This is a genomic window from Cobetia sp. UCD-24C (assembly GCF_001306765.1).
In the GTDB taxonomy this organism is placed as follows: Bacteria; Pseudomonadota; Gammaproteobacteria; order Pseudomonadales; family Halomonadaceae; genus Cobetia; species Cobetia amphilecti.
On the sequence record NZ_LJTD01000002.1, the window covers coordinates 195,745 to 219,872 of the forward strand.

At 65.7% G+C, this 24,128-nt stretch carries 18 protein-coding genes; 13 read left to right on the forward strand and 5 right to left on the reverse strand.

The window, feature by feature from the left end:
- Positions 1–7: 7 nt before the first annotated feature.
- The 9 genes from ccmE to AOG28_RS03265 all read left to right on the forward strand — a co-directional run bounded on the left by ccmE (position 8) and on the right by AOG28_RS03265 (position 13,209).
- Positions 8–514: a cytochrome c maturation protein CcmE gene (ccmE, locus tag AOG28_RS03225; RefSeq protein WP_082388193.1), complete on the forward strand. Its 507-nt coding sequence runs from the start codon at positions 8–10 to the stop codon at positions 512–514.
- Positions 514–2,514, forward strand: a complete 2,001-nt coding sequence (locus AOG28_RS03230) for a heme lyase CcmF/NrfE family subunit (protein WP_054555298.1) — start codon at positions 514–516, stop codon at positions 2,512–2,514. Before ccmE ends, AOG28_RS03230 begins: the two co-directional genes overlap by 1 nt.
- Positions 2,511–3,089 carry a DsbE family thiol:disulfide interchange protein gene (locus AOG28_RS03235; RefSeq protein WP_054555299.1) on the forward strand — a complete coding sequence of 193 codons (579 nt, stop codon included), beginning with the start codon at positions 2,511–2,513 and terminating at the stop codon, positions 3,087–3,089. The genes AOG28_RS03230 and AOG28_RS03235 overlap by 4 nt, the downstream gene beginning before the upstream one ends.
- Entirely contained in the window at positions 3,086–3,634 is a 549-nt protein-coding gene (locus AOG28_RS03240; protein ID WP_054555300.1) for a cytochrome c-type biogenesis protein, read from the forward strand. The genes AOG28_RS03235 and AOG28_RS03240 overlap by 4 nt, the downstream gene beginning before the upstream one ends.
- Positions 3,631–4,998 carry a c-type cytochrome biogenesis protein CcmI gene (gene ccmI / locus AOG28_RS03245; protein WP_054555301.1) on the forward strand — a complete coding sequence of 456 codons (1,368 nt, stop codon included), beginning with the start codon at positions 3,631–3,633 and terminating at the stop codon, positions 4,996–4,998. Before AOG28_RS03240 ends, ccmI begins: the two co-directional genes overlap by 4 nt.
- Positions 4,999–5,278: 280 nt before the next feature.
- Complete coding sequence (smc, locus tag AOG28_RS03250) at positions 5,279–8,800, forward strand: chromosome segregation protein SMC (protein WP_054555302.1); 3,522 nt, start codon at positions 5,279–5,281, stop codon at positions 8,798–8,800.
- Positions 8,801–9,213: 413 nt separating this feature from the next.
- The gene (locus AOG28_RS03255) at positions 9,214–10,326 is read left to right on the forward strand and encodes a cell division protein ZipA C-terminal FtsZ-binding domain-containing protein (protein WP_054555303.1); all 1,113 of its coding nucleotides are present in this window, start codon (positions 9,214–9,216) and stop codon (positions 10,324–10,326) included.
- A gap of 397 nt (positions 10,327–10,723) precedes the next feature.
- A complete protein-coding gene (gene ligA / locus AOG28_RS03260; protein ID WP_054555428.1) occupies positions 10,724–12,838 on the forward strand; it encodes an NAD-dependent DNA ligase LigA in 2,115 nt (704 codons plus the stop codon).
- A 92-nt stretch (positions 12,839–12,930) separates the two neighbouring features.
- Positions 12,931–13,209 carry a YheU family protein gene (locus tag AOG28_RS03265; RefSeq protein WP_043333752.1) on the forward strand — a complete coding sequence of 93 codons (279 nt, stop codon included), beginning with the start codon at positions 12,931–12,933 and terminating at the stop codon, positions 13,207–13,209.
- A 169-nt stretch (positions 13,210–13,378) separates the two neighbouring features.
- Here the strand turns inward: AOG28_RS03265 and AOG28_RS03270 are convergent, their stop codons facing one another.
- Positions 13,379–14,689, reverse strand: coding sequence for a 2-hydroxycarboxylate transporter family protein (locus tag AOG28_RS03270; protein WP_054555304.1), 1,311 nt, complete (start codon positions 14,687–14,689; stop codon positions 13,379–13,381).
- Positions 14,690–14,881: 192 nt separating this feature from the next.
- Here AOG28_RS03270 and AOG28_RS03275 point away from each other — a divergent pair, with 192 nt between their 5' ends.
- Both AOG28_RS03275 and AOG28_RS03280 read left to right on the forward strand, forming a co-directional pair.
- Positions 14,882–16,699, forward strand: coding sequence for an ATP-binding protein (locus AOG28_RS03275; protein WP_054555305.1), 1,818 nt, complete (start codon positions 14,882–14,884; stop codon positions 16,697–16,699).
- Between the two features lie 65 nt (positions 16,700–16,764).
- Positions 16,765–17,502 (forward strand): response regulator, encoded by a 738-nt coding sequence (locus AOG28_RS03280; protein WP_054555306.1) that lies wholly within the window; start codon positions 16,765–16,767, stop codon positions 17,500–17,502.
- A gap of 14 nt (positions 17,503–17,516) precedes the next feature.
- Here the strand turns inward: AOG28_RS03280 and mnmC are convergent, their stop codons facing one another.
- From mnmC to AOG28_RS03295, 3 genes are all read right to left on the reverse strand, one after another.
- Positions 17,517–19,856 carry a bifunctional tRNA (5-methylaminomethyl-2-thiouridine)(34)-methyltransferase MnmD/FAD-dependent 5-carboxymethylaminomethyl-2-thiouridine(34) oxidoreductase MnmC gene (mnmC, locus tag AOG28_RS03285; RefSeq protein WP_326998946.1) on the reverse strand — a complete coding sequence of 780 codons (2,340 nt, stop codon included), beginning with the start codon at positions 19,854–19,856 and terminating at the stop codon, positions 17,517–17,519.
- A gap of 141 nt (positions 19,857–19,997) precedes the next feature.
- Positions 19,998–20,297 carry a YciI family protein gene (locus AOG28_RS03290; protein WP_043333710.1) on the reverse strand — a complete coding sequence of 100 codons (300 nt, stop codon included), beginning with the start codon at positions 20,295–20,297 and terminating at the stop codon, positions 19,998–20,000.
- Positions 20,297–20,878 (reverse strand): septation protein A, encoded by a 582-nt coding sequence (locus AOG28_RS03295; RefSeq protein ID WP_043333711.1) that lies wholly within the window; start codon positions 20,876–20,878, stop codon positions 20,297–20,299. The genes AOG28_RS03290 and AOG28_RS03295 overlap by 1 nt, the downstream gene beginning before the upstream one ends.
- A 251-nt stretch (positions 20,879–21,129) precedes the next feature.
- Between AOG28_RS03295 and AOG28_RS03300 the strand changes: the two genes are divergently transcribed.
- Both AOG28_RS03300 and AOG28_RS03305 read left to right on the forward strand, forming a co-directional pair.
- Positions 21,130–22,107 carry a PHP domain-containing protein gene (locus tag AOG28_RS03300; protein ID WP_442854943.1) on the forward strand — a complete coding sequence of 326 codons (978 nt, stop codon included), beginning with the start codon at positions 21,130–21,132 and terminating at the stop codon, positions 22,105–22,107.
- A gap of 65 nt (positions 22,108–22,172) precedes the next feature.
- Positions 22,173–22,796 carry an L-threonylcarbamoyladenylate synthase gene (locus AOG28_RS03305; protein ID WP_054555307.1) on the forward strand — a complete coding sequence of 208 codons (624 nt, stop codon included), beginning with the start codon at positions 22,173–22,175 and terminating at the stop codon, positions 22,794–22,796.
- 144 nt (positions 22,797–22,940) lie between these two features.
- Here the strand turns inward: AOG28_RS03305 and AOG28_RS03310 are convergent, their stop codons facing one another.
- The gene (locus AOG28_RS03310; protein WP_082388198.1) at positions 22,941–24,005 is read right to left on the reverse strand and encodes an ion transporter; all 1,065 of its coding nucleotides are present in this window, start codon (positions 24,003–24,005) and stop codon (positions 22,941–22,943) included.
- Positions 24,006–24,128: the final 123 nt, after the last annotated feature.

Below are 24,128 nucleotides of genomic sequence, written 5' to 3' on the forward strand. Positions count from 1 at the left end.
CCTGACCATGACTCCCAAACGCAAGCAGCGCCTGTATATCGTCACGGCCATCGTGCTGCTGGCCGCCCTCGCGGTGGGCCTGACCCTCTATGCCCTGCGCGCCAACATCAACGCCTTCTATACCCCGACGCAGATCGCCACCGGCGAAGCGCCCCAGGGGCGGCAGATCCGTGCGGGCGGCATGGTGCGTGATGGCAGTGTCAGGCGCGACAACGAGACGCTGGATGCCATCTTCACCGTCACGGATTTCGATCATGACGTGACGGTGCATTATCAGGGCATCCTGCCGGACCTGTTCCGTGAAAGGCAGGGCGTGGTGGTGATGGGCACCTTCGATGGTGAGTATCTCGAGGCCAGCGAGGTGCTGGCCAAGCATGACGAGAAGTACATGCCGCCGGAGGTGACCGATGCACTCAAGGCCTCCGGGCGTGATGTGTCTGGTAACAGGACGGGCAACCTGACTAGCGACAGCAGCGCAGCCAAGGCCGCGCTCGATCCGCAGGAGACCCCGTGATGGTGACGCAACTGTTGCCGGAAATCGGCCACTTCGCGCTGATTCTGGGCGCCTGTCTGGCCTGTGTGCAGGCGGTCGTACCGCTGGCGGGGGCCAGTACGCGCCGTCCGCTGTGGATGAGCTTCGCCCAGCCGATGGCCTGGGGGCAGTTCCTGTTCGTGCTGATCGCCTATGCCTGCCTGACCGCGAGCTTCCTACTGGATGATTTCAGCGTCGCCTACATCGCCAACAACTCAAACAGTCAGCTGCCGTGGTACTTCAAGTTCAGCGCCGTGTGGGGCAGCCACGAGGGCTCGGTGCTGCTGTGGAGCCTGATACTGGCCGGCTGGGGCTTTGCCGTCTCGCTGGGCGCGCGCCATCTGCCGCGCGACATGCTGGCACGGGTGCTGGGCATCATGGGGCTGATCTCCACCGGCTTCATGGCCTTCGTGCTGCTGACCTCCAATCCCTTCGCACGCCTGCTGCCGGACATGCCGGCTGACGGCGCGGACCTCAATCCGCTGCTGCAGGACATCGGGCTGATCATCCATCCGCCGATGCTCTACATGGGCTATGTGGGCTTCTCGGTGGCGTTCGCATTCGCGATGGCGGCACTGATGGGCGGGCGTCTCGATGCCGCCTGGGCACGCTGGGCGCGCCCCTGGACCAATATCGCCTGGGCCTTCCTCACCGTCGGCATCGCGCTGGGCAGCTGGTGGGCCTACTACGAGCTCGGCTGGGGCGGCTGGTGGTTCTGGGACCCGGTGGAGAACGCCTCCTTGATGCCGTGGTTGGCCGGTACCGCCCTGATCCACTCGCTGGCGGTCACCGAGAAGCGCGGTGCCTTCAAGAGCTGGACGGTGCTGCTGTCGATCTTCGCCTTCTCGCTGTCACTGCTGGGCACCTTCCTGGTGCGCTCCGGCGTGCTGACCTCGGTGCACGCCTTCGCCAGTGACCCCGATCGCGGGCTGTTCATTCTCGTACTGCTCGGCATTACCGTCGGTGGCTCGCTGCTGCTGTTCGCGCTGCGTGCACCGCGCGTGCGTTCGACGCTGGGCTTTCACTGGCTGTCGCGGGATGCCTTCCTGCTGGTCAACAATCTCGTGCTGCTGGTGATGATGGTCACCGTGCTGCTGGGCACCCTCTATCCGCTGGTGCTGGATTCGCTGGGGCTGGGCAAGATCTCGGTGGGCCCGCCGTACTTCAATGCGCTGTTCGTGCCGCTGACCACGCTGCTGTGCGCCTTCATGGGCCTCGGGCCGGCCTCGCGCTGGAAGCAGATGCCGGGGCGCGAGCTTACGCGTCGTCTGGCGCTGGCCGGCAGCGCGGCACTCGTCATCGGCGGTCTGCTGCCGCTGACGCTGGATATCGAGTGGAGCTTCTCGGTGGCGCTCGGGCTGGTCATCGCGCTGTGGGTGGTGCTGCCGCTGCTGCGCGACCTGTGGGACAAGAGTGCCTCGAAGGCGGGTCGCTGGGCGGGGCTCAAGCGCCTCACGCCCAGCTACTGGGGCATGCAGCTGGCGCATCTGGGGCTGGCGGTGACCATCGTCGGCGTGACGCTGGTCTCCAATACCGAGGTCGCCGAGAACGTGCGCATGGTGCAGGGCAAGGAAGTCAGCGTGGGCGGCTATCAGTTCCGCATGACCGAACTTGGTGAATATCGCGGCCCCAACTACCTGTCGGACCGCGCCACGGTGGAAGTCAGCCGAGATGGTGACCCCGTGACGACACTGCATCCCGAGAAGCGTCTGTTCCTGGCCAGCGGCATGCCGATGACCGAGACCGCGCTCGATGCCGGCTTCACGCGTGACCTCTACGTCGCCATGGGCGAGAAGCTGGATGACGACAGCTGGGCGGTACGCATCCAGGTCAAACCCTTCGTGCGCTGGCTGTGGCTGGGCGCCCTGCTGATGGGGGCGGGCGGTGTGATCGCCGTGCTGGATCGCCGTTATCGCCGCCGTGTCGAGGCCAGCACGGCCTCTGACACCCGCTCCCTCGCCACACAGGAGGCTCGCCCATGAATGTTCGTCGTCTGGTGCTGTTCGTGCCGCTGGTGGTCGTGGTGGGGCTGGGTGCCTTCCTCTACCAGCGCCTCGATGATGACCCCTATGCACGGGACTCCGCGCTGCTGTCGCGGCCCTTCCCCGAATTCTCGCTCAGCACCTTGAGTGATCCGCAGGCGCGCCTCGATGCCTCGCTGCTCAAGGGGCAGGTCAGCCTCGTCAATGTCTGGGGCGAGTGGTGCCCGACCTGCAAGCACGAGATGCCGCAGCTGCTGGATCTCGCCAGCCGCGGCGTGCACATGGTCGGCGTCGACTACAAGGACACCCGCGCCAAGGGCCGCCAGTTCCTGGAGGAATTCGGCAACCCGTTCAGCGTCAATCTGTTCGACCCCGAGGGCTCGCTGGGCTTTGATCTCGGCGTCTATGGGGCACCGGAAACCTTCCTGGTCGATGCCGAGGGTGTGATCCGCTATCACCACACCGGCTACATCCGGCCCGAAGATGTCCGCGACGTCATCCTGCCGACGCTGGAGCGCATCGCGGAGCCTGCGACTGACGCCGCCAGCACGCCCGATGAGGAGGCCAGCTCATGAAGTCCGTGCTCAGGAGTTTCGCCATCCCGCTGGTGCAGGCGCTGGTGGTGCTGATGTTTCTTGCCTGGCTGTCTGCCGGCAAGGCGCATGCCGCCATCGAGATGCATCAGTTCGACAATCCGGTGCTGCAGAAGCGCTACGACAGCCTGACCGCCGCGCTGCGCTGCCCCAAGTGTCAGAACCAGGCGATCGGTGACTCGGACTCCCCCATCGCCGGTGACATGCGCCAGAACGTGGCGGACCTGCTCAAGGACGGCCGCAGTGACAGCGAGATCCAGAATTTCATGGTCGCGCGCTTCGGCGAGTACGTGCTCTACAACCCGCGCCTCGATGGGCGCACCTGGCTACTGTGGGGCGGCCCGGCCGCCCTGATTCTGCTCGGCTTGCTGGTCGTGACCCTGATCGTGCGCGCCCGGCGACGTGCGCGAGTGCGTGCGCTGGATGATGATGAGCAGGCGCGCCTGTCGGCATTGCTGGCCACGCACCGCCAGTCCGGCGATGAGCAGCCCGGCGCTGGGCAACACACTGCCAAGGAGCGCTCATGATCCTGTTATGGCTGGCGATTGCCGTGCTGTTGATTCCCGCCGGCTGGCTGCTGTTGCTGCCGTTGCTGCGGGCGCGTCGCGTGCATGCCGATCAGCAGGCGTTCGAGGACAACGACAGCCTCGGCGCCGAGAACGTGCGTGTCTATCGGCGTCGACTGGCCTCGCTGGAGCGCGGCCATGCGCGCGGCGAGCTGGATGACACGGCGCTGGCGGAAGGGCGGGTCGAGCTGGAACGCAGCCTGCTGGAAGATGCCGAATCCCTCAAGCGCTCCCCACTCAAGGCGGCCAGCAGTGGCCGTGTGCTGGTGCCCGTGTTGCTGGTGGCGATGGTGGCGGGCTCGCTCTACTGGTATCAGCGCGAAGGCGCGAGCGGGGACCTGGCGCTGGCGCAGGCGATTGCCGCCACGCCGATCCACGATGCTGCCAGCTTCGAGGCGCGCATCGCCCGGCTGCGCGCTGAGGCCGAGGCCCAGCCCGACAACGCCAAGGTGTGGATGGCGCTGTTCCCGCTCTACCGCGATGCCGGACGTCTCGATGAGGCCATGCAGTCGCTCGAGGCGTTGATCGCGCTCGAGGGTCGCGTGCCTGCGCTGATCGCGCAGCTGGCGCAGCTCAAGTTCTTCGCCGCCCAACGCACCCTGACTGATGAGGTCCAGGCACTGGTCGATGAAGTGCTGGCGGCCGATCCGCGTCAGCCGACGGTACTCGGCCTGCTCGGGATCGAGGCCTTCGATCATGCCCGCTATTCCGAGGCCATCGATTACTGGCGCAAGGCGATTGCCGGCTTCGAGAATCCCGATGCCGCCAAGGCGCTGCGCGAAGGCATCAAGGCCGCACGCCAGCGCATGGCCAGTGCCGGTGATGTCGATGCCTCGGTCGCCCTGGCCAACTCGGTCGCGCCAGACCAAGGCTCGGCGGCTCAGAGCACTGCGGCTGATCAGGACAGCAAGGAGGGCGCCGCACGTCTGACGCTCAAGGTGTCACTGGACCCGGCGCTCGAGGCGCAGCTGGCGGCGCTGCCGGTCAGCGCCGAAGCGGCGACCCTGTTCATCGTGGCGCGCGATGGCGAAGGCAAGCTGCCGCCGCTGGCAGTGGTGCGCACCACCGCGGACAAGCTGCCGCTGACGCTCACTCTGTCGGACGACAACGCCATGGCCCCGATGGCGCGGCTCTCGATGGCCGAGCGCGTCACGCTCGTGGCGCGTATCTCTGCCTCTGGGCAGCCGACTGCCCAGCCGGGGGATCTCGAAGGCAAGCTCGAGAATGTCATCGTCACCCGCAGTGCCGATGACGATGACGAGAAGGGCACTGATGCATCACAGGCGCCGCTGGCACTGCGCATCGATCACCGCGTCACTCAGTAAGTCGCGATTGGCCCCTGGCCCGCGCGATGACGGCTTCGTTTGTCATTGCGCCGGTTGGGGCCATCGCCGCTTTTGGGTAGACTGCGCGCTGGTTTTTCGAAAATACCCTCGATGACCGGCTGTCTCGTCGTAAGGACATGTTTACCTTGCGGCGGTGCGGGCCCTTATTGAAAGGCCTGCGACGCCGCGGTATTTCAGGTTTTCCTGCGTCAGAGCTTCTTTCTTCAGAACTTATTTCTTCAGACCTTCTTTCTCCAGACTCAAGGACGCGCCAGGCGCAATGCGGCTCAAATCGATCAAGCTGGTCGGCTTCAAATCCTTCGTCGATCCGGTCACCGTGCCCTTCGACAGCAACATGACGGCGATTCTCGGCCCCAACGGCTGCGGGAAATCGAACGTCATCGATGCTGTGCGCTGGGTGATGGGCGAGTCCAGCGCCAAGAATCTGCGCGGCGAGTCGATGACGGATGTCATCTTCAATGGCTCCACCGGGCGCAAGCCGGTGGGGCAGGCCTCCATCGAGCTGACCTTCGACAATGCCGATGGCAGCCTCGGTGGCGCCTGGTCCGAGTACGCCGAGATAGCGGTCAAGCGTCTGGTGACGCGCGATGGCCAGTCCGGCTACTTCCTCAATGGCCAGAAATGTCGCCGGCGTGATATCGCCGACGTCTTCCTCGGTACCGGCCTCGGGCCGCGCTCCTACTCCATCATCGGTCAGGGCATGATCTCGCAGCTGATCGAGGCGCGCCCGGATGACCTGCGCAGCACCCTCGAGGAAGCCGCGGGCATCTCCAAGTACAAGGAGCGCCGCCGCGAGACCGAGAACCGCATGAAGCGCACCCAGGAGAACATGGAGCGCCTGGATGACCTGCGTGAGGAGCTCGACAAGCAGCTCGAGCGCCTCAAGCGTCAGGCCGAGGCCGCCAAGCGCTATCAGACCCTCAAGCAGGATGAATACCGCCTCAAGGGCGAGCTGGCCGTGCTGCGTCGGCGGGGCCTGCGTGCGCAGCAGCGCGAGCAGCAGTCACGCGTCGCGGAGCTGGAAACCGGCGTCGAGCGCGAGATTCTCGGTCAGCGTCAGTGCGAGAGTCAGCTGGAAGAGCAGCGCTATCAGCACGACGAGCTGGCCGGTGAGCTGGAAACCCATCAGGCCGCCTTCTATGAGACCGGCGCCCAGATCGCGCGCCTCGAGCAGAGCCTCGAGCATGCCCGTACCCGTGAGCAGCAGCTGGCGGCGGATCTCGAGATGGCCCGCCGTGAGCTGAGCGAGATCCAGCGCGTCGAGGGCGAGGACGGTGAGCGCCTCGAGATGATCGATGCGCGTCTGGAAGACATCGCCCCGGAACTCGAGCTGGCCCGCGAGACCCTCGAAGGGCTCGAGCTGTCATTGGAGGAGGCCGAGGAGCGCCGCCAGGACAGCCAGAGCGAGTGGGAGCGCTTCAGTCAGGCCGACAACGAATCCCAGCGTGGCGCCGAGCGGGCCCAGAGCGAGATCCAGCAGCTCGAGAATGCCATCGCCGACGCCGAGCGCCAGCGCGAGCGCCGCCGCCAGCAGCTGGCGGAGCTGCCGGATGTCGCCGAGCTGCGTGAAGCCCGCGAGGAGCTGCGCGAGCAGCTTGATGAATTGTCGCTCAGCGGCGAATCGCTGGAGTCGCGCCGCGAGCAGGCCAGTGAAGCCCGTGAGCAGGCCCAGGCCGATCGTCTGGCGCTGGATGGAGAGCGCGATCAGCTGCGCCAGCGTCGCAACGTCTTGCAGGGCGAGAAGGCATCGCTTGAGGCACTGATCGACGCGGCGCTGCGTGACGACGATGACAGCCTGGCGAGCCATCTGGAGCAGCACGGGCTCGCCGAGACCCCGGCGCTGGCCGAGGGACTCGAGGTCGCCGAGGGCTGGGAATCGGCCAGTGCCTGGGTACTGGGCCCCTTCCTCAAGGCGCGCCTGGCGGCGAGCGAACCGTCGCGGCTGGCCACGCTGATGGATGAGCTGCCCGGCGGCGAGCTGTTGCTGGTCGATGGCACGCCGGCGTCCAGCGCGGCAGCCCGCCCCGCCGGCACATTGGCGGCGCAGGTGAGCGGCGCGGATACCTTGGCCGGCTGGCTGGCCAGCATCCACTGTGTCGAGTCACAGGCAGCCGCCTGGGCCAGGCGTGAATCGCTGGCCGCGCACGAGAGCGTGCTGACGCCGGACGGCCTGTGGTTGGGGCAGGGCTGGAGCCGCCGTCAGGTAGCCGGTGAACGTGCCGATAGCGTCATCGCCCAGCGGGCGCGCCTCGAGCAGGTCGTGCTGGAGCTCGAGTCACTGGATGAGCGTCTCGAGGAGATCGAGACGCGTCTGGCCGCAGCCGCCGAACAGATTGCCGGCGCCGAGCAGCAGCTCGAGCATCTGCGCGTCGAAGAGCGCGAGCTGGGCGAGCGCCAGCGTGAACTCAGTCTCAAGGAGGCCGGCATCGCCAGCCGCCTGGAGCATGTCGATGGCCGCGCTCGTGAGCTGGATGAGGAGCTCGAGCAGCTGGCGGAAACGCGCGAGACTCAGGCTCTGACGCTGGAGGAGGCGCGCGAGCGCTGGCAGCAGGCATTGGAGGCGGTCGAGAACAACGCCCAGTCGCGCGAGTCGCTGGAGCGTTCACGGCGCGAACATCAGGAGGCGCTGGCCGGGCTGCGTGCCCAGCTGGCGCCCGCGCGTGAGCAGGTCAACCGCCTCGATATGGAGCGTCAGCGCCTGACCACCGAGCGTGACGGCATGCAGGGCCAGCGCATGCGGGCCGTCGAGCAGCGCGAGAAGCTCGCCGAGCGTATCGAGATGCTCGAGGCCAGCCGCGAAGAAGCCTCACTGCCGCAGGAAGAAGAGCGCGAAAAGCTCGAGATGCTGCTCGAGACGCGTCTGTATCAGGAAACCAAGCTCAACGCCTGTCGTGACAAGACTCATGAATTGGTCGAGCAGATGCGTCAGGCGGAACAGTCGCGTCAGACTCATGAGCGCAATCTCGAGGGGATTCGCCAGCGCCTCGAGGAAGGCCGCATGCAGGTGCAGGCGCTGACCCTCAAGGGCGATGCGCAGGACGAGCAACTGGTGGAACTGGGCTATGACGAGGCTGCGATCACGCAGCTCGAGGACGAGCTGGACCCCAATGCCACCGAATCGGCCTGGAGCCACAACCTCGAGCAGATCGGCGAGCGCATCAAGCGGCTGGGGGCCATCAACCTGGCGGCCATCGAGGAATACGACCAGCAGGCCGAGCGTCGCAACTATCTGGAAGCCCAGCATGCCGAGCTGAGCGAAGCGCTGGAGACCCTCGAGCGTGCCATCCGCAAGATTGACCAGGAAACACGGGTGCGCTTCAAGGACACCTTCGACAAGGTCAACGCCGGAATCCAGGCGCTTTTCCCCAAGATCTTCGGGGGCGGAACCGCATGGTTGACGCTGACTGGTGATGATTTGCTGGAGACGGGAGTCGCGATCATGGCGCGGCCACCGGGCAAGAAAAACTCCACCATTCACCTGCTGTCAGGCGGCGAGAAGGCACTGACGGCACTGGCGCTGGTCTTCGCCATCTTCCAGCTCAATCCGGCCCCGTTCTGCATGCTCGATGAGGTGGATGCACCGCTGGATGATGCCAACGTCGGACGCTATGCAAGGCTGGTGAAGGAGATGTCGGAAAGCGTACAGTTCATCTATATCACCCATAACAAGATCGCCATGGAAGCGGCAGATCGGCTGATGGGTGTCACCATGCAGGAACCCGGCGTCTCGCGCCTTGTCTCTGTAGGGATAGAAGAAGCTGCCGTGCTTGCCGAAGCGTGAGGGAAAAGCCCTTCAGGAGGGCGAGGTCATCCTCCGGCGCGGTAGCCAGTGGCCGCCTTGGCGGCCTAGTTGGCAAGATCGTGTTGCATCTAGAGATCGAAAGCACTACGAGTTTGCGTCATAGTGTCAGTCAGGGATAATTGAAGGGCGATTGCGCAGGTCACCACCACAGGATTGACATTCGAAAAAATGTCCCCTTTTTCTGCAATCGCGCTATGCTGTTCACGTGCATGGTGCCCAAGCAAACAGGCTAATGACCCATGGAATTGAGAGAGTGGCTCATCTTGTTGGGGTTGGTGCTGGTCGCAATCATCGTCGTTGACGGTGTGCGCAGGCTCCAACGTCAACGTCGAGTACCCCGACTGGATCGAGCGGGTACAGAGGATTCCACCGACGATGCGGGCAATCCCGCGGTGGAAGAAGAGGAAGAACGTGACAACTGGGAGCTGCCGAACGGCGGCTACCGGGTGGTTGGCGATTCCGAGACGCATGCCGAGGACGAGGAAGATGTCGTGCTCGACAATGCGCACGGCATCAAGGCCTCGCGGGTGACTCAACCGAGTCGTCCGGCGCAGCCCATGGAGCGTCGTGAAGCGCCGGAGCGCAAGGGCTTCGGCGAGCGTGCGGCTGCCTTCGGTGCACGTGCCAGCCAGTCAATGCGCGACGTGACGGCCAGTCTGGGCGCACGGCGTGATGATGAGCATGAGCACGACGATGCGCATCGCGAGCCCGTGCTCGGCAGCGCTTCCAGTGAGCAGGCCGAGACGGCGCGCGAAGACGACTTCCATGAGAAGCCGGAGATCACCGCCGAGGACGACAGCATCAGCGTCTCCTCCACCCAGGCCGATGATCTCGAGCCGATGGCCGAGATCGAGGAAGGTCAGGATACCAGAACTGAGGCGTCCTCCGCTGGCAAGCCAGCCGATGTCGCCGGCAGTGCTTCCCAGCGCCAGGAACCTTCACTGGAAGCGGCCGCCGCGCCTGCTGCCGATGCCACAGCGCCCGAGGATGATCGTCATCCGCTGGTGCTGCGTGCCGAGCGCAATCAGGTCGATGACCAGCTCGCACGCGACACCCTGGCCGATGCCAGTGAAGTCATCATCATCTCGGTGATGGCGCGTGGCGACGAAGGTTTCAGTGGTGAAGACGTGCTGGGTATCTCGCTGGCCTGTGGTCTGCGTCATTCCGAGATGGGGCTGTTCCTGCGCCACGAGGAAGATGACGACGACAGCCCGCTGCAGTTCGCGATGGCCAACGTGGTCAAGCCGGGCATCTTCAAGCCGGCCGAGATGGTGGACAGCCAGCTGGATGGCGTCACCTTCCTGATGCCGCTGCCGGGCGCGGACGACACCTCTGCCGCCTTCGAGACCATGGTCGAGATCGCCATGCTGCTGGTGCGTCGTCTGGGCGGTGAGCTGAAAGACGAGAACCACAGCGTGATGACGGCCCAGACCATCGAGTTCAAGCGTCAGCAGGTGCATGAGTTCGAGCGTCGCAATCGTCTGCATCGCTACCAGGCCAACTGATCGACTCCCCAGCCATTCTCTGAGTCGACCAGTCATGCCAGAACGCCAACGGCGACCTTCGGGTCGCCGTTGGCGTTTGCGTATCCTGCCGACCTTTTGCAGCCTCTGCCAGCCCCTGCCAGTCGCCCGAAGTGCTTGAATGTGTGGCCCGTCGTTCACATTGAGTACAATGGCAGCATCAAGGCGACCCCTCTACCTGCAAGTTTTTGCAGCTCTTGCAAGTGCGTCAGGTCGGAGGGTTCGCCACCCGTTTTCAGGTCGCTCAGCGCTGCCTTCTGGCAGTGCTGGCGAGCCACTGTTTCGAGTGAGTGTCATGTCAGCCCAGGATGATCTGTTTTCGGCGCCTGCCGATGAACCCAACGCCTCGAGCGCTTCTCGCTCCGCTGCTCCGGCCGCGGTGGAAGGCGTGCCAGCCAAGCTGGTGGAGGAGGTCGCGCAGCTGCATCGCGAGCTGCTTGAGGCCAGCCATCGCTATTATGTGCTGGATGATCCGACGCTGACCGATGCCGACTACGACACGCGCCTGCGCCGTCTCGAGGCGTTGGAAGCCGAATATCCCCAGCTGATCAGCTCGGAATCGCCAACCCAGCGTGTCGGAGCCGCGCCGGCCAGCGGGTTTGAAGAAGTGCAGCATGCGGTGCCGATGCTGTCGCTCAACAATGCCTTCGATGACGATGAGCTGCGTGCCTTCGTGCAACGTGCGGCGAAAACGCTGGAGCTGGGAGACGCCCAGGATGCGGGTGACGAGCTGAGCTTCTGCTGCGAGCCCAAGCTCGATGGCCTGGCCGTGTCGCTCATCTACGAGAATGGCGTGCTGGTGCAAGGCGTGACGCGCGGCGATGGCCGCACCGGCGAAGGCATCACCACCAACCTGCGCACCATCCGCTCGATCCCGCTCAAGCTGCGGGGTGATGATCTGCCGGAGCTGCTGGAAGTGCGCGGCGAGGTCTACATGAGCCACGCTGGCTTCGAGGCGCTGAACGCGCGCGGCCGCGACGAGGATGGCAAGGTGTTCGCCAACCCGCGCAATGCCGCCGCCGGCAGCCTGCGCCAGCTGGATTCCAATATCGCCGCCTCGCGTCCGCTGGAATTCTGCGCCTATCAGGTCGCGCGGGTGGATGATGCGCTGCTGGCCACGGAGGCCGGCCAGAATCATTCCGGCCTGATGGCGCTGCTCAACGACTATGGCTTCCGCACCAGCCCCCAGCTTGAGGTGGTGCGCGGTGCTCAGGGCATCATCGACTACACCCGCCGCCTCGGCGAGCAGCGGGATGGCCTCGATCACGACATCGATGGCGCGGTCATCAAGCTCGATGCACTGCGTCTGCAGCGTGAACTGGGCTTCGTGGCGCGCGCACCGCGCTGGGCCATCGCCTACAAGTACCCGGCGCAGGAGCAGGAAACCACCCTGGAAGGCGTCGATTTTCAGGTCGGACGCACTGGCGCGCTGACGCCGGTCGCCCGGCTGGCACCGGTGCAGGTCGCCGGTGTGGTGGTCTCCAACGCCACACTGCATAACATGGACGAGGTGGAGCGTCTCGGCGTGCAGATCGGTGACAGCGTCATCATCCGGCGCGCCGGCGATGTCATCCCGCAGGTGGTGCGGGTCGCCAGCGAAGGCGCCAGCCGTGAAGCCATCGTGCTGCCGGACGGCTGCCCGGTGTGCGGCTCCGAGATCGAGCGCCTCGAAGGCGAGGTGGTGGCACGCTGCGCGGGCGGACTGATCTGCGCCTCGCAGCGCAAGGAAGCCCTCAAGCACTTCTCCAGCCGCAAGGCGCTGGATGTCGATGGCCTCGGTGAGAAGCTGATCGAGCAGCTGATCGAGCGTGAGCTGGTCAAGACGCCGGCGGATCTGTTCCACCTGGAAGCTGCCACCCTGGCCGAGCTGCCGCGCATGGGCGAGAAGTCCGCCGCCAATCTGGTCGCCTCGCTGGACAAGAGCCGCAACACCACCCTGGCACGTTTCATCTACGCCCTCGGCATTCGGGAAGTCGGTGAAGCCACCGCCGCGAATCTGGCCACGCACTTCGGCACGCTTGAAGCGCTGCGCGCAGCGGATCAGGCCGCGCTGGAGGCAGTGGAAGATGTCGGTCCCATCGTCGCCGCGCATATCCATACCTTCTTCCAGCAGCCGACCAACAACGAGACGCTGGAAGCGTTGCTCGCCTGCGGCCTGAGCTGGGAAGAGGTCGAGATCGGTGAGCGGCCCCAGCCGCTGGCAGGCCAGACCTGGGTGTTGACCGGCAGCCTCGACAGCATGACGCGTGATGAAGGCAAGGCGCGCCTGCAGGCGCTGGGCGCCAAGGTGGCGGGCAGTGTCTCGAAGAAGACCGCCGGTGTGGTCGCCGGCGAGGCAGCGGGCAGCAAGCTCGAGAAAGCCATGCAGCTGGGCCTCACGGTGCTGGACGAAGAGACCTTCGTGAAGCGCCTGGCCGAATGGGAATCCGGTGCTGATGCACAGCAGGACAATCCGCAAGACAGTGCGCAAGACAGCGCGGGAGAGGATGCATGAGTACGGATACGCTGAACGATGCACCGCAGGCGGCGTCACGCCACCCTGATGATGGACAGGAGCTACCCATGAGCCAGATGCCACTTGATCAGATGGACCCGCGGGACCGCTTCATCGAGGTGCCGCAGACCATGCTGCCCGCCGATACACGGCGCGCCCTGCTGGAAGCCTTCGTCACCCGTCAGGGCTACGACACCACCGATGTCGGTGAAGGCATGGCCGGCTGGGTCGCGGAGCTGGAAGGCCAGCTGTCACGCGGCAAGCTGCTGATCGTCCACGACATCGGCACCGAATCCACCGAGGTGATGACGCTGGAGCAATGGCAGTCCTTCGGTCGCCAGCTGGCGGACGACGAGGAAGAGGGCGACTGAGCCCAGCCAGCGGTCATGCTGTGTTGAGCATGCCCTGATCCTTGCCCTGCCCCTGACCCCGGGGCTGGAAACGACAACGCCCCTGGCACAGGCCAGGGGCGTTGTCGTTCATGATGCACCAGTTGTTGCACCAGTTGGTGAGGCTAGTGGCGTCTGGCGATGCGCCGGATCATGCGAACCACATCGGCACGACCAGGCTCGAGATCAGCAGGATCAAGGCCCCGCCCAGGCGCGAGGAAATCTGCGCGAAAGGCATCAGCTGCATGCGATTGGCCGCCGAGAGTACGGCGACGTCACCCGTGCCGCCCATGTTGGCCATGCACAGGCCAGCGGTGATGGCGGACTCGATGGGATAGAAGCCGACCAGCTTGCCCACCAGACCCGCACCGAAGGCGGCGCCCGCGACGACACCGAACACGATCACCACGTAGGTGATAGTGATGGCATCGATCACCTGGCCCAGATCGGTGTAGGCCACGCCGATGCCGAACAGCAGCGCGAAGGTCCAGTTGCCTGCCACGAACCGGAACCATTGGGCGGCGGCCTGATTGATGTTCTCCGGTACCAGGTTGGCGCACTTGAGCACGGCGACCGCGATGATCATCAGCGCGTAGGGGTGCAGCGGAATGACCTTGCCGAGAATCTGGCTGGCGACGAAGAAGCTCAGGGCAATCACCATGCCGATGCCAAGCTGGGACAGGTCAGGCGTGCTCTTCTCTTCGCGGACATTGACGCCCGGCATCATCTGGCCGCCGCCGGTCAGCGACGGGAAGCGTTTGCCAAGCCCGTTGAGCAGCCCGGCAATGATGATGGCGAAGACATTGCCCAGGGCCAGTGCCGGCACCAGGATCGAGATATAGTAGCTGGCCGGTTGCCCCAGCAGCTGCTCGTAGATCTGGCTCATCGGCACGGCGCCGGCGCCCATGCCGCCGCCCATGATGGGCAGGGCGATGACCATGACGGCATCCTTGGGCGAGAAGCCCATGACCCAGCCGACCAGCATCGCGAAGAGCGCCGCGAACAGCACCGAGCACAGCAGCGGCAGCGCGAAGCGGGCCCCGACCTTGACCAGCACGCGGGAGTCCATGCCGAGAATGCTGCCGGTAATCAGCGCCGCGATGTAGAAGTTCAGAAAGCCACCGGCCTTCATGAACTCACTGACATTCGCCGTGACTTCCTGCGGCAGCCAGCCGCTGTAGACCAGCGCTGCGGCACCGAAGATGGCGAGAATGGCGCCGCCACCCAGATAGCTGTTGATGATCGGCAGGCGGTCGCCCAGAAAGCCCAGTAGCTCCCCGAGAATCATCATGACCAGCAGCGCGCCGATCATGCCCGCAGGCAGGGTGTCGGTGGCGATGGCGGCAATCAGAACCAGGAAGGACAGGGCGAAGATCGGCAGCGACATGCCGAAGATGCGCGTCTTCTGCCAGGGGGACTCTGCGGCAGGCGTGGCCGTGGCGGTCTGCGAGGAATGTGTCATGCATGCTCCTTGTCCTGCACTCTGTCGTTGCAGGACCTGTTGTCATGCCCGGACGCGTTGGCGTGGCATCGCGGGATCGTTTGGGACGGGGAAGGGACATCATGTTCGCGCACTGGATGCGCGTCACAGGGAGCTTACGGTGTGGCTCCCGAGGGCCAAGTTTTGCGAATTAAAGAAAGCCTTTTGAAACTTATGAAAGCGCCGGCTGCCGCTCGCCCATGCGCCGGGCCGAATGGCCATGCCACCAAGGGGGCACATGGCTTGTCCGGCGTGTTGCGGCATTCTCAACCCGGACTGAGCGCGCTGACCTCATTGCTCGCCGCCGGCATGGTGATCGTCAGCCTGCTGGTCGCGGCCTGGCTCTTCAGTGCCCAGCTGGAGCGGACCCAGCGCGAGATTCAGGGCCAGCGCATTGCCGCTCTTGCCCAGCGTATCGCGCGTCTGCCCGAGGTGCGTTCCGCCCTGAGCGAGTCCAGCTCGCCGCAGGCTGCGCCTCCCGTCGCGAACAGCCGCCTGGCGGCACGCATCGAGCGACTGCGTCAGGAGAATGCCGTCGACTTCATCGTGGTGATGCGCCCGGATGGCTTGCGGCTCAGTCACCCGGACCCCGCACGCATCGGGCAGCCCTTCCAGGGTGGCGACGAACAGCGTGCGCTTGCCGGTGCCTCCTACCTCTCCGAATCCCGCGGCACGCTCGGCGAAAGCCTGCGCAGCTTCGTTCCGGTCATGGCGAATGCATCCAGGGACGATGAGCGCGCTGTCATCGGTGCGGTGGCCATCGGTATCACGCTGGATTCCCTGGGGCGGCGTCTGGCCGATGAGAAGCGCCAGCTGCTGCTCGGGCTGGGTGTGTTGATGCTGTTCGGCACGCTGGGCGCACTGGGACTTGCGCGCTATCTGCGTAGACAGCTCAAGGGGCTGGAGCCGGCGGCCATCGCGCGCCTGGTGGAGGAGCATCAGGCGGTGCTGGCCAGCCTGGAGGAGGGCATCATCGTGGTCGATCCCGAGGGGCGGATCACGCTGGTGAATGCCGCGGCGCGCGAGTTGTTGGGGGCCTTGCCGACGCTGGGCGAGCGCCTTGATGACTGGTTGCCCGACACCGGCATGCGTGAGTGCCTTGTTGCGCGCCAGCCAGTGAGCGAGCAGGAAGAGGCCCGACTGCGCCAGGTGACTCACGGCGGGCGGCGATTGCTGGTGCGTTGCCAGCGAGTGCATGATGGCGAGCTGCTGATGGGCGGCGTGCTGGTACTGCGCGAGCACGACCGCATGCAGCGCCTCGCCGAGGAGCTGACCGGCGTCCGCCGTCAGGCGGAGTCACTGCGCGCCGCGCGCCATGAGTTCCGCAACCGGCTGCATGTGCTGTCGGGCCTGACGCAGATGCAGGACCTCGCCGGGCTGCGCGATTATCTTGCGTTGCTGGTGGAGCGGGAGTTGCCGGCGGATGCCGCAGCCGCCGAGCGCATCGCGGACCCTCTGCTGGCAGGTCTTCTGATCGGCAAGCACAGCGAGGCGCGCGAGCGTGGCATCGCGCTGGCGGTCGAGCTGGAGATCGAGTGCCATCATGGCCGCTGCACTGAGTGGGGAATGTCACAGGACGAGGGCGCTCAGGCCGAGTTTCCGGTGCTGGAGCGTAGCTTGAGTCATGATCTGGTCAGCGTGATCGGCAATCTGCTCGACAATGCCTTCGAAGCGCTGGAGGAGGTAGGCGCTGACGCTCACGCCCCGTCTGTGACCCTGGGGTTGATGCTGGAATCACTGGACCCGTCGGCAGAGGCGCAGTTGTCGATCAGCGTGGCGGACAACGGCCCCGGCATGCCGACGGAGCTGAGGCAGACGGCACGCATGGCGGGGGTGAGCAGCCATGGAGAAGGCCGCGGGCTGGGCCTGTCGCTGGTGCAGGAGATCGTGACCGCGCGCGAGGGAGAATGGCACCTCTATGCGCCCTCGGGCGGCGGTACCCTGGTCGAGCTGACCCTGCCTTGCCGACTGCTGACTGGCGCGGCGCCTTGAGCTGATCTCGAGCGCTACAGGATGGCGTTGCGGCCGGAATTTGCACAACGAAGGAGCCAGAGCGCATGCGTGTGCTGATAGTCGAAGACGACCCCATGGTCATGCGTCTCAATGTCGAATACCTCAGTCGCATCGACGGCATGCGCCTGGTGGCCCAGTGCGAGGATGTCGCGACGGCACTCGACGTGCTGGCGCAGGAAGCGGTGGACCTGGTGCTGCTGGATGTCTACCTGCGCAGCCGCAGCGGGCTGGAAGTGTTGCGATGGCTGAGGCGCCGCGCCGCCCCCGATATCCAGGTGATCCTGATCACCGCCGCCAGTGAGGCGGACACGGTGCGCAGCGCACATGCGCTCGGGGTGTGCGATTACCTGGTCAAACCCTTCAGCTTCGCCCGTTTTCAGCAGGCGTTGGCACTGGCGCGTCGCGGCCGCCAGCAGCTGGAGAGCCTCGAGGGTGAAGTCAGCCAGCAACAACTGGACCAGCTTTTCGGCGTGCAAGGGCTGGTCAGCGGCGCTGCGGGCGCGGTACCCGAGGGGCGCCTGCCCAAGGGCGTGACGTCGGCATCACTTGCCTTGGTGGCCAGTGCCATCCAGGCGCTGCCGCGCGAGGAAGGCAGCTTCACCAGTGAGGCGTTGCTGCCTGCCACCGGCATGTCGCGAGTGACCATCCGCAAGTATCTGCGCCATCTCGCGGCCTGCGGAATGCTCAGCGAGGCCTTCCACTACGGTCAGATCGGCCGGCCATCCTTCACCTATCAGGTCATCGACCGTCAGGCCCTGTCCAGACAGTGCCGTCAGGCCTGAGTGATACCGACCTCTCAGCGCCGCTGGACGATATCGCGGATCAGGCGGCGTCCCGGGTGCAGGTGCTCGGCCAGTTCGCGTTCCAGTGGCAGCGGTTCGCCACACAGTTGCGAGGCGATCAGTTCGGCGCACAGCGGGGCGGTGGTGAAGCCGCGTGAGCCGTGTGCGGTGGAGAGCCACAGGCCGGGCAGATGGGCACCGCTCGACTGCGGCACGCGCTTTTTCGCATCGAAAGCCATGGCGGCGTAGTCCTCACGCCATTGCGCGGCGTCCGGTGCCGGGCCGGCCAGCGGGCTCTTGTCCGGGCTGGCGGCGCGCCAGGCGACACGTCCCTGCCAATCATCGTCTTCCAGCCTGATACCACGCGCCTGCTCCCAGGCGGCGACGAAGGCGGGCAGGGCACTGCGCAGCTCCGCGACATTGGCGGCGTGGTCCGCCTCGCGGACAGCCTCATCCTCATCGCGCGGGGCGAAGGTCGCGCCGAAGCTGAGTGTCACGCTGCCATCGGCGTGGCGCTGATAGGGCGAGACATAGCCACCGGCGCACACCACGCTGTCGAGCGCGGGCAGGTGCGCGGCGTGTTCCGGCGCTACCGTGATCTCGCTGACCTGGCCGCGAATCGGCTGCAGCGGCAGGTGTGCGAGCGGCTCGGGCAGATTAGTCTGCTCCCCCAGCGCGACAATCAGCTGATCCACTTCAATGCTGGTGCCATCGCTGGTCTGCAGCTGCCAGCGTGGCGCGCCGTTGCCTGTCTTTCCGCCTTCCTCTCTGCCTTCCTCGGCCCCCAGCGACTGAATGGCCTCGATGCGCGCCTGCAGAAAGCGGATGCCCGGGGTGGCGGCGAGGTGCTGGCAGAGCGCGCTGGGGCGCACCCAGCCGGCGACCGGATAGAAGAGGCCGTCGAAGGCGATCTCGCTGCCGGCGATCCGGCTGGCCTCGCTGGCGCTGACCGGCTTGAGCAGCGCCTCGGGCAGCGGGTGATTGTCGAGGAAGCGCTGCTGGCGCTTGCGCTCACGTTCACTGGTGGCCAGCTGCAGCACGCCGCTGGCGGACCACAGGGTCTGCTTAGGGTCGAGGCTTGCCAGCCAGCGGCGGCTGTACTGCAGCGCGGCCAGCTGGAAGCGACTGGCGGGGTTGGTCTCGGCGGCCAGTTTGACGTAGAGCGCGCCCTGGCGATTGCCGGAGGCACGCGCGCCTGGGGCTTCGGCATCGATCAGCGTGACCTTCACGCCGCGCCGCGCCAGCGCCTCGGCGCAGCTGGTGCCGGCGATACCGGCGCCGAGTACCGCGACATGCGTCTCGCGACTGACCGGCGCGGGCTGCGGGGGCTGGGTCCAGGGCTGCTCACGACGCAGCGGATGAAGGGCGCCACGCACCGCGTGCTCCTGCATGGGGGCGTGGGTGGATGCGGGTGAGGCATCAAGCCCCATCAGCTCGGCGCGCGCGGCGGCGGTCGGCTCGTCCAGCTCGCCGCAGATCATCTCGCGCTTCATGCCGTGGCCGGGCACCTTGCGCCACACGAAGCCTGCCGCGTGCAGGCCACGCCGCACGAAGCCCGCGGCGGTGAAGGTGGCGAAGGTCGCCGTGGGGCGCGAGACACCCGCCATGGCCGCGAACAGCTCGGGTGACCACATCTGCGGATTCTTCGACGGCGAGAAGCCATCGAGGAACCAGGCATCCACGCCACCTTCCAGGCGCGACAGGCGCTCCACCGCATCGCCGAAGTGCAGGTCCAGGGTGATGCGCTCATCCAGCCATAGGCGGTGCACGCCGAGGACGGCAGCGGGCCATTGAGCAACCAGCGGCTTCGCCAGTGAGGCGAGGTCCGGCCAGGCGGACAGCGCCCGCTCGAGGTCGGCGGCGCGCATCGGGTGCTTTTCCACCGAGACGACATGCAGACGCGCCTCGGCGGGCGCCGTCGCCAGGAAGCGCTGGGCGGCGCACAGGATGTTGAGGCCGGTGCCGAAGCCGGTTTCGCCGATCACGAAGGGGCGCGCTTCCCGCCAGTCACGGAAGCGCTCGCTCAGTCGGTTGCTGTCGAGGAAGACGTGCACGGTCTCGGCGCGGCCATCGTGGATCGAGAAGTACACATCGCCGTAATCGGTGGCCTGTGGCGCGGTGTCGTCCCACTCGAGCTGCGCCTCCTCCAATGCCGCCAGTGGTGCCAGTGGCACGTCCGGCACTACGCCGGGCGCCGTGACCGGCTCGATCGCGCTCGGTGGCGTTGTGGCAGGTTTGCGTGCCGCGCTGCCCGAGGTTTCCTGCGGCGAAGGCTCGCGGGCTGACGAGGCGGTCTGATCCGAATCTGACTGATCGGGAGCGGGCTGGCGGGGGGAGGAGGGGTGGTCGTTCACGGGCATTCCTGGCAGGAGGTCGAGCGGGAGAGCAGCACAGCGAGACAGCGGCAGAGCAAGGCCTGCAACGCAGACGACGGACAGCCAGGCTGTCCGTCGTCAGAAAGCAACCGCCGGTCAGATGACCGGTCGGACGCCGGGCTAGGGCAGGGTCTGCTTGAAGGGCTTCACTTCGGCGCTTTCATAGACACCGGCGATGACGAAGGGATCGGCATCGGCCCACTTCTGGGCGTCTTCGAGGGAATCGAACTCGGCGATGATGACGCTGCCGCTGAAGCCGGCTTCACCCGGTGCTTCGCTGTCGATGGCCGGGTTGGGGCCGGCGATGACCAGACGCCCGGCGGCGTGCAGCGCCTCCAGACGTGCCAGATGCGGCGGTCGCGCCGCCATGCGCGCTTCGAGGCTACCTTCGACGTCCTGACAGACAATGGAGTAGAGCATCACGAATCATCCTTTTGAGAATTGGTCGAGGAAGCGTTCTCTTCCTGAGGGGCCTGCACCATGTGACGGGACAGGTAGACGCCCTGAACGATGACGAACAGCAGTGTCAGACCGAGCATGCCGAACAGCTTGAAATCGACCCAGATGTCTTCCGAATAGTGACTGAAGACGTAGATGTTGAGGCCGCCCATGGCGAGGAAGAATACCACCCAGGCCAGATTGAGGCGGTGCCAGATGGGGCGTGGCAGCTGAATCGCCTTTTCCATCATGCGCTCCACCAGTGGCTTGCCGCCGAACAGCGGTGACAGCAGGAAGGCGACGGCGAACAGCCAGTTGACCACGGTGGGCTTCCACTGGATGAAGGAGCTGTTGCCGAACAGCACGGTCGCGCCACCCAGCACGACGACCAGCGCCAGGGTGACCAGCTGCATCTTCTCGACGCGCTTGTGGCGCCAGTAGATGTACAGCACCTGCGCGAGGGTCGCGGGAATCAACACGGCGGTAGCCATGATCATGTCGCCAGTCATCTTGTAGACGGCGAAGAAGATCACGATCGGCAGAAAGTCGAGCAACATCTTCATGGGTAATGCGCACTCCTGAACACGACGACGCAGCCGTCGGGAAGGCAAGGGCCTGTGCGAGTGGTATCCTGTCTGACACCAGCGGCGCACCCCTGCCTGCATGTGCTCATTCTGCCGCCATTGCTGCCTGCTGACAAAGCCCCTGTGTGTCCGGGCGCGCATCGCAGCCAATACTGCCCGACGTCTGGCCCGCTGGATCGCCTGCATCTCAGGCATCGCGTGGCACAGACGTTCATCCCGAGAGGTTCCCCGTGTCCGACGTCCCGTCCGACTCTTCGCCGATTTCCGCAACCCGCAAGCCGATCGAGTTTCGCCCGCTGCCGGAGCGCTTCGATTCCGATATCGAGGTGCCGGACATCGACCTGCACATGCACTCCACCGCCTCCGATGGCGGCATGGCACCGACAGAGCTGGTGGCGCTGGCCGCGCGGCGCGGTCTGTCACGCATGTCTCTGACCGATCACGACAGCATGGAAGGCATCTTCGAGGCCCAGCAGGCCGCCCGCGCCGAGGGAATCTCGTTGCTGCCCGGCTGTGAGCTGTCTGTCCGCTGGCGCAACCAGACCATCCACATCGTGGCGTTGATGCCCGAGGGCGCCGGCGATGCGCTGAGTGCCGGCCTCAAGCAGCAGCACGAGGCGCGTGAACGCCGCAGCCACGAGATCGCCACGCGCATGGAAAAGCTCGGGCTCGAGAATGCCTTCGAGCGCGCCCGGGAGCAGGCCATGCTGAGTGGCTCAGGCGACCGCCCGCTGTCACGCCCGGATTTCGCCCGCGCGCTGGTCAAGGCCGGGATTGCACGCAACCTGCAGGACGCCTTCAAGCGGCATCTGGGCGCGGGCCAGAAAGGCGACGTCAAGGCGCACTGGCCGGAGATGGAAGAGGCGGTAGGCTGGGTGCGTGCCGATGGCGGCATCGCCGTGATGGCGCACCCGATGCGCTACAAGCTGACGCGCACCAAGCGTGGCGAGCTGCTGCGTGACTTCATTGCCGCCGGCGGCGAAGGCGCGGAGCTGGTCAGCGGCTTCCAGAATATCGATCGCGCGCGTGACCTGGCGCGTCAGCTGGATGAGCTGGGGCTCTACGCCTCCGTCGGCAGTGACTTCCACTTCCCCGGCGGCCCGCTGGCGCCCGGCAGCATGAGCCCGCCGCCCCGCACCAAGGTGCCGCCCGTGTGGTGTCATCCGCGCATCGCGCCCTTTTTTGCGGCCGACGCTGCCTCCATGTGATATCAAGAGATCAACGTGACGCCAGTCCGCCTGCCGGGCTGGCGCCCAGACGCAAGGAGCACCGCATGGGACAGTTCTTCCAGATTCATCCCGAAAATCCCCAGAAACGCCTCATCGATCAGGCCGTCGCCATCATCCAGCAGGGTGGCGTGATTGCCTATCCGACCGACTCCGGCTACGCGTTGGGCTGTCATCTGGGCGAGAAGAAGGCCATCGAGCGCATCAAGCGCCTGCGTCAGCTGGACGACAAGCACAACTTCACCCTGGTGTGTTCTGACCTGTCGGAAATCGGCACCTACGCCAAGGTCGACAACGCCATCTTCCGCCTGCTCAAGAGTCACACGCCAGGCGCCTATACCTTCATCCTGCAGGCGACTTCCGAAGTGCCGCGCCTGCTGCTGCACCCCAAGCGTCGCTCCATCGGCGTGCGCGTGCCGGACCACGCCATCACCCACGCCCTGCTGGAAACCCATCGCGAACCGCTGATGAGCGTGACGCTGATTCCGCCGGGTGAGGAGCTGCCGATGACAGACGCCGAAGAGATTCGCGAGCGCTTCGGACATGCGCTGGATCTGGTCATCGACGGTGGCGCCTGCAGCTTCGAGACCACCAGTGTGGTGGACCTGCGCGAGCTGCCGCCGGTGATCGTGCGCGAAGGGCGCGGCGATATCTCGAGCTTCACGGAGTGATCGCGACAACGTAGCGCTTCACGGCGCTGACATCGCCTTGCCATACGAAGACGCCCCCGGACCTTGCGGTCGCGGGGGCGTTGTCATTTCTGAGGCGTTGTCATTTCCGAGGCGTTGTCGTGTGCTGAGTGATTCTCGGCTTCGTCAGCTGCGGTCGCGGTCGGGAGGCCCGCTCTCGGGAGGCCCGCTATCGGGAGGTTCTGGCTGATCCCCCGATGTCGTCTCTGCATCAGCTTCAGATTCGGACTCCGGCTCTGGATCAGGTTCTGGCGCTGTCTCCGGTTCTGGCTCGCGCGGGTCGCGGGTGTCCTCGTCCAGCCAGGTGCCGCAGAACTTGCAGTACTTGGCGTTGCGATCATGGCCTTCACGACCACAGCCCGGGCAGGCTTCGTCGCTGGTCTGCTGCATGCGCAGGCCGTTGAGGACCTCGGCCGAGAACACCCCGGTGGGCACGGCGAGAATCGAGTAGCCGAGAATCATCATCAGTGCCGAGATGAACTGCCCCAGCGGCGTGATGGGCGCGATGTCGCCGTAGCCCACCGTCGTCAGCGTCACCACGCCCCAGTAGAGCGCCTTGGGGATGGAGGTGAAGCCGGCCTCGGGTGGCTCGATCAGATAGATCAGGGCGCCGAACACCGTGACGATGCTGAGCACGGTGATGAAGAACAGCAGGATCTTGCGCCGGCTGCGCGTCATGGCCTCGACCAGCATGCGGCCCTCGCCGACGAAGGCCATCAGGCGCAACACGCGGAACAGGCGCAGCACACGCAGCACGCGCACCACCAGCAGGGCCTGGGCGCCCGGTATCAGCAGCGACAGCCAGGTGGGCGCGATCGACAGCAGGTCGAGCACGCCGTAGAAGCCCTTGGCCCAGGTGCCGGGATGCTTCAGGCAGTAGAGGCGGACGGCGTATTCCAGCGTGAAGATGATCGTGAAGCCCCACTCCATGATGCGGAACAGTTCGCCGTATTGCGCATTGAGCGAGGGGACGCTGTCGAGCATCACCACGGCGACACTGGCGAAGATCATCAGGATCAGGCCGATATCGAAGGCCTTGGCCGCCTTGGTGTCGGATTCGAAGATCCAGTGGAACAGTCGTGCGCGCAGGCGGCCCGTCGCGGGTTCGTAGTCGCTGGGGTGCGAGGGGGTCGCTGGGGGGCTTTGCGGCGTGCTGCCATATTCATTGGCAGGGCCCTGGCGTTCAGGCATGCAGGCTTCCTTGACGGGCGTGACGACGCCGGATGAATGTCAGGGCGTATCGGGGATGTCTCAGTATGACCTTCAGTGACTGCCCGGCCGTTGTCCATCAGCCAGTGGTCTAGCGCCTGGTGG

Coding starts and splice junctions, on each gene's coding strand:
- AOG28_RS03280 (WP_054555306.1), top strand. CDS start 16,765: ATGCGTGTGCTGATAGTCGAAGACGACCCCATGGTCATGCGTCTCAAT.
- AOG28_RS03240 (WP_054555300.1), top strand. CDS start 3,086: ATGAAGTCCGTGCTCAGGAGTTTCGCCATCCCGCTGGTGCAGGCGCTG.
- AOG28_RS03235 (WP_054555299.1), top strand. CDS start 2,511: ATGAATGTTCGTCGTCTGGTGCTGTTCGTGCCGCTGGTGGTCGTGGTG.
- ccmI (WP_054555301.1), top strand. CDS start 3,631: ATGATCCTGTTATGGCTGGCGATTGCCGTGCTGTTGATTCCCGCCGGC.
- ccmE (WP_082388193.1), top strand. CDS start 8: ATGACTCCCAAACGCAAGCAGCGCCTGTATATCGTCACGGCCATCGTG.
- AOG28_RS03230 (WP_054555298.1), top strand. CDS start 514: ATGGTGACGCAACTGTTGCCGGAAATCGGCCACTTCGCGCTGATTCTG.
- AOG28_RS03270 (WP_054555304.1), bottom strand. CDS start 14,689: ATGACACATTCCTCGCAGACCGCCACGGCCACGCCTGCCGCAGAGTCC.
- AOG28_RS03290 (WP_043333710.1), bottom strand. CDS start 20,297: ATGCTCTACTCCATTGTCTGTCAGGACGTCGAAGGTAGCCTCGAAGCG.
- AOG28_RS03305 (WP_054555307.1), top strand. CDS start 22,173: ATGGGACAGTTCTTCCAGATTCATCCCGAAAATCCCCAGAAACGCCTC.
- AOG28_RS03275 (WP_054555305.1), top strand. CDS start 14,882: ATGAAAGCGCCGGCTGCCGCTCGCCCATGCGCCGGGCCGAATGGCCAT.
- AOG28_RS03265 (WP_043333752.1), top strand. CDS start 12,931: ATGGACCCGCGGGACCGCTTCATCGAGGTGCCGCAGACCATGCTGCCC.
- smc (WP_054555302.1), top strand. CDS start 5,279: ATGCGGCTCAAATCGATCAAGCTGGTCGGCTTCAAATCCTTCGTCGAT.
- AOG28_RS03295 (WP_043333711.1), bottom strand. CDS start 20,878: ATGAAGATGTTGCTCGACTTTCTGCCGATCGTGATCTTCTTCGCCGTC.
- AOG28_RS03310 (WP_082388198.1), bottom strand. CDS start 24,005: ATGCCTGAACGCCAGGGCCCTGCCAATGAATATGGCAGCACGCCGCAA.